The 4343-nt window shown below is 71.8% G+C and carries 6 protein-coding genes; 1 reads left to right on the forward strand and 5 read right to left on the reverse strand.

The window, feature by feature from the left end:
• Positions 1-161: 161 nt before the first annotated feature.
• The 4 genes from ACEPPI_RS39960 to infC all read right to left on the reverse strand — a co-directional run bounded on the left by ACEPPI_RS39960 (position 162) and on the right by infC (position 2653).
• A complete protein-coding gene (locus ACEPPI_RS39960) occupies positions 162-1019 on the reverse strand; it encodes an RNA methyltransferase (protein WP_030233719.1) in 858 nt (285 codons plus the stop codon).
• A gap of 118 nt (positions 1020-1137) precedes the next feature.
• The gene (gene rplT, locus ACEPPI_RS39965; protein WP_007263143.1) at positions 1138-1524 is read right to left on the reverse strand and encodes a 50S ribosomal protein L20; all 387 of its coding nucleotides are present in this window, start codon (positions 1522-1524) and stop codon (positions 1138-1140) included.
• 105 nt (positions 1525-1629) lie between these two features.
• A complete protein-coding gene (gene rpmI / locus ACEPPI_RS39970; protein WP_030012385.1) occupies positions 1630-1824 on the reverse strand; it encodes a 50S ribosomal protein L35 in 195 nt (64 codons plus the stop codon).
• A gap of 103 nt (positions 1825-1927) precedes the next feature.
• On the reverse strand, positions 1928-2653 hold the full coding sequence (gene infC / locus ACEPPI_RS39975) for a translation initiation factor IF-3 (RefSeq protein WP_371679348.1): 726 nt from the start codon (positions 2651-2653) through the stop codon (positions 1928-1930).
• A 325-nt stretch (positions 2654-2978) separates the two neighbouring features.
• Between infC and ACEPPI_RS39980 the strand changes: the two genes are divergently transcribed.
• Entirely contained in the window at positions 2979-3359 is a 381-nt protein-coding gene (locus ACEPPI_RS39980) for a DUF1844 domain-containing protein (RefSeq protein WP_030233712.1), read from the forward strand.
• Between the two features lie 101 nt (positions 3360-3460).
• On the opposite strand, the gene ACEPPI_RS39985 is transcribed toward ACEPPI_RS39980, so the two are convergent.
• On the reverse strand, positions 3461-4201 hold the full coding sequence (locus ACEPPI_RS39985) for an SseB family protein (protein WP_373920157.1): 741 nt from the start codon (positions 4199-4201) through the stop codon (positions 3461-3463).
• Between the last annotated feature and the right edge of the window lie 142 nt (positions 4202-4343).

Below are 4343 nucleotides of genomic sequence, written 5' to 3' on the forward strand. Positions count from 1 at the left end.
GGGCGCGGATCCCGCCGGGCCGGGGCCCGCGGGCCCGGGGGCGTCCCGCAGCCGCTCCTCGGCCGCGCCCGCGGCCTCCTGCGAGCTGTTCGTACCGACGGTCATTTCCCCGTACCCCACATCTCCGAGTAGCGCAGTGGGCCCCCCGGGCGGCCACATTACTAGCTGGGGGTCACGGAGCGGCACCCTCCGGGCGCCCGCTGTGCACGCGCGGACGCGTACAGGCACACGGCGGCGGCCGTGGCGAGGTTCAGGCTCTCGGCCTTGCCGTGGATCGGGACCCGTACGACGGCGTCCGCGAGCGCGCGGGTCTCCTCGGGCAGGCCCCAGGCCTCGTTGCCGAAGACCCAGGCCGAGGGGGTGCCCATGGTGCCCGCGTCCAGCTCGGAGTCGAGGTCGTCCGTACCGGCCCCGTCGGCCGCGAGGATCCGTACGCCCGCAGCCCGCAGCCCCTCCACCGCCTGCTCCACCGGGACGCCGACGGCCACCGGGAGGTGGAAGAGGGAGCCCACGGAGGCCCGTACCGACTTCGGGTTGTACAGGTCGACGGAGGCGTCGGTCAGCACCACCGCGTCGGCGCCCGCGGCGTCCGCGCAGCGCAGCACCGTGCCGGCGTTGCCGGGGTCACGGACGTGCGCGAGGACGGCCACCAGGCGGGGGCGCGCCTTGAGGATCTCCTCGAAGGGCGAGTCGAGGAAGTGGCAGACACCCACCAGGCCCTGGGGGGTGACCGTCTGCGACACCTCGGCCAGCACCTCGTCCGAGGCGTAGTGCACGCGCGCGCCGGCCAGCAGGGCGGCCTCGACGATGTCGGCGTAGCGCTCGGCGGCCTCGACGGTGGCGAACAGCTCGATCAGGGTCGCGCCCTGGGACCCACGGTGCTCGACGGCCTCGCGGACCGCCTGCGGCCCCTCGGCGATGAACCGGCGCTCCTTGGTGCGGAAGTTGCGCCGCGCCAGGCGCCTGGCGGCGGCCACCCGCGGGGATCGGGGGGAGATCAGCTCGTCGGGGTAACCCATGGTGTCTGCGGTTCTCTCTGGGGGTTCCGGGGGCGGGCGGGGTGAAAGCACACGGACCCGCAGGCGAATCGCCTGCGGGTCCGTGGGGGCCGGCCGCGTGGAGCGGGCCGGCTAGCCCTTAGGCAGCGGCCTTGGGGGCGTTGACGTCGGCCGGAAGCGCCTTCTGGGCAACCTCGACGAGCGCGGCGAAGGCGTTGGCGTCGTTGACGGCCAGCTCCGCGAGGATCTTGCGGTCCACCTCGATGTTGGCGGCCTTCAGACCCTGGATGAGGCGGTTGTACGTCATGCCGTTCTGGCGGGCAGCGGCGTTGATGCGCTGGATCCACAGCTGACGGAAGTCGCCCTTGCGCTTCTTGCGGTCGTTGAAGTTGTAGACCAGCGAGTGGGTGACCTGCTCCTTGGCCTTGCGGTACAGGCGCGAACGCTGACCGCGGTAGCCGGAGGCCGCCTCGAGGATCGCCCGGCGCTTCTTGTGGGCGTTTACTGCCCGCTTGACGCGTGCCACTTTTTAACTCCTTGTAGCGGGGCCGTGGATGTCTTCACACGGCCCGAATTCGATGGGGTCCCGGTCTTGACGTCCGTCCGCTCCCGGCGAGGGGAGCGGAGGGCATCAGATGCCGAGAAGCTTCTTGATCTTCGCGGCGTCGCCGGGGGCCATCTCCGCGTTGCCGGTGAGGCGACGGGTGACACGGGACGACTTGTGCTCGAGCAGGTGGCGCTTGCCGGCGCGCTCGCGGAGCACCTTGCCGGAGCCGGTGACCTTGAAGCGCTTCTTGGTACCGCTGTGCGTCTTGTTCTTCGGCATGGCGCCGTTATCTCCTCGTCGGTGGCGCTCCCACCGGTCCCTGGGGGACCGGCTGACGGGAGCGTCATGTTGTGTCGGTGATCCGAGACGGGCTGCCCCGGAATCAGGCCTCGGCGTTCGCCTCGTCGGCGGCGGCCTCGGTGACCTCAGCGGCCTCAGCGGCCTCGGTGGTCTCCGCCTCGACCGGGGCGTCCTCCTCGGAAGGAGTCACCTCGTCGTCGGTGGCGGCGACACCCTGGCGCTCGGCCTTGCGGGCGGCCTGCGCCTCGCGGGCTTCGGCCATCGCCTCGGTCTTCTTCTTGTGCGGACCGAGGACCATGATCATGTTGCGGCCGTCCTGCTTCGGGTTCGACTCGATGAACCCGAGGTCCTCGACGTCCGAAGCGAGGCGCTGGAGCAGGCGGTAGCCGAGCTCCGGTCGCGACTGCTCGCGACCACGGAACATGATCGTGATCTTGACCTTGTCGCCCTGCTTGAGGAACCGAACGACGTGACCCTTCTTGGTGTCATAGTCGTGCGGGTCGATCTTCGGCCGGAGCTTCATTTCCTTGATGACCGTGTGCGCCTGGTTCTTGCGCGCCTCACGGGCCTTCATGGCCGACTCGTACTTGAACTTGCCGTAGTCCATGAGCTTGCAGACCGGCGGGCGTGCGGAGGCCGCGACCTCGACCAGGTCCAGGTCGTACTCCTGCGCGAGCTCAAGCGCCTTCGCAAGCGGGACGATGCCCACCTGTTCGCCGCTGGGACCGACGAGTCGCACCTCAGGGACACGAATCCGATCGTTGATGCGGGGCTCGGTGCTGATGGATCCTCCTCGGTAGCACCACACGGCTGCCTGGCAGACAGCCGCTGACGTCTTCTGTCGTCAGACCTACCGCGGCGGAGAATGAAAAAAGCCCCGCCGGGCACAGGCAGGGGCTCCAAAACAACCGGAGCACCGCCGCGTGCGAACCGCGGGGCGCAAACTCGGGCAGCTTTCCATCGTCCGTACGGAACGATGGATACCGCCTGACCGGATGACCCGCCTCCCCGGAGGGTGGTCGGGTGGGAGATCGGAGCCTCCACTTGTGGGCCGGGCACACAGGTGTCCGGCCGGTCGAAGTACATACTAGCACCCGCGTTGCAAGGCCGCCGCACGGCATATCGTGGGACGCATGACTGAAGCGACGCCCTCCGATTCCCCGTCTTCCGCCCCGGACGCTCCCGACTACGACGACATGACCCGCGACATCGCGGACGTGCCCGCCGTCGAGGTCATCACCACGGTGGCCGTCCACCTGCTGAGCGCCGCCGCGGTCAACCTGGGCCTGGACAAGCCCGACTCCGAGCACAAGGACCTCGACGAGGCCCGCAAGCTGATCACCGCCCTGGCCGGTCTGGTCACCGCCAGCGCCACCGAGATCAGCTCCTTCCACGCGGCGCCGCTGCGCGACGGCCTGAAGTCGCTCCAGCTCGCCTTCCGCGAGGCCTCCCTCGTCCAGGACGAGCCCGGCCAGGGACCGGGCGAGAAGTTCACGGGCCCGGTCTACGCCTAGAGCCGGTTCCGGTACGCCGCCCGGCGGAGTACCTCGTACGTACGTGAAGGGGCGCCCGCCGGTGGTCGGCGGGCGCCCCTTCGCGTACGCGCGTACGCGCCTCAGCGCGTGAAGAGCGGTTCGCCCGGCGGGAGCGGGGCGTCGGCCGGGAGCAGGGCCATGTTCAGGCCCCGGACCAGGCGGGCCCGCAGGGTCACGTCGGCCGCGAGGGCCTCGGCGATCCGCTGGGCCGCGGGGGCCGGGTCCGCGTCGGCCGCCAGGAGCACGGCGAGGGTCCCGTCGGCGCCGGAGCCACCCGGGACCAGGTGCGCGCGCAGCACGGCCGGCTCCGCCACGACGGCGGCCCGTACCGCTTCCCGTACCGCCGGCGCGGCCAGCGGGTCCGCGTCCGTACGGCCCTCGGCGAGCGCGAGCAGCGCCGGGCCGGTCAGCTGGTAGGGCACGGGGCCGGCCAGGTCGAGGACGATCGTGTCGGCCTTCTCGTGCGCGGCGGCGGCCAGGGCCTGGTGCAGCGGGACGGCGACGGGCCGGGCGGCCGGGTCCCACAGGGCCAGCGAGGCGATCGAGGTGAAGGCGGGCAGGGCCCGCCGGTCGCCCGCCGTCAGGGTCGGCACGGCCATGTCGCTGGTCTTCTCGCGCTTGAGGCCGGTCTCCGGGTCCGTCTCGACCTCGCCGAGCATCGCCACGACGGGCACCAGCAGGCGGGCTTCCTTGAGGGCCGCGAGCAGCTGCGGTTCGGCCGCGCGGTCGGCGGCCCAGGCGGCGAGGGCCGCGCTCAGCCGGGGATCGGCGGTGCCGTCGTCGTCGGAGAAACCGGGGTCTGGAATGTTCTTGGTGGCCACAGTTACCCGACCCTATCCCGGCGGGCGGCACGCGGACGCCGGGCCAGTACGCCGGCCAGCACCAGCAGCGCCGCTCCCCCGGCGGCGGCCGCTCCGGCCCCCAGCCGGGCCCGCCGCTCCGGCGGCCGCACGGGGTCGGGGC

The sequence above is a fragment of the Streptomyces sp. AB3(2024) genome (assembly GCF_041862025.1).
Taxonomy (GTDB): domain Bacteria; phylum Actinomycetota; class Actinomycetes; order Streptomycetales; family Streptomycetaceae; genus Streptomyces.

Bases quoted from the DNA above. Each gene is read 5' to 3' on its own strand.
- ACEPPI_RS39960 (WP_030233719.1), bottom strand. From the start codon at position 1,019: ATGGGTTACCCCGACGAGCTGATCTCCCCCCGATCCCCGCGGGTGGCC.
- rpmI (WP_030012385.1), bottom strand. From the start codon at position 1,824: ATGCCGAAGAACAAGACGCACAGCGGTACCAAGAAGCGCTTCAAGGTC.
- ACEPPI_RS39980 (WP_030233712.1), top strand. From the start codon at position 2,979: ATGACTGAAGCGACGCCCTCCGATTCCCCGTCTTCCGCCCCGGACGCT.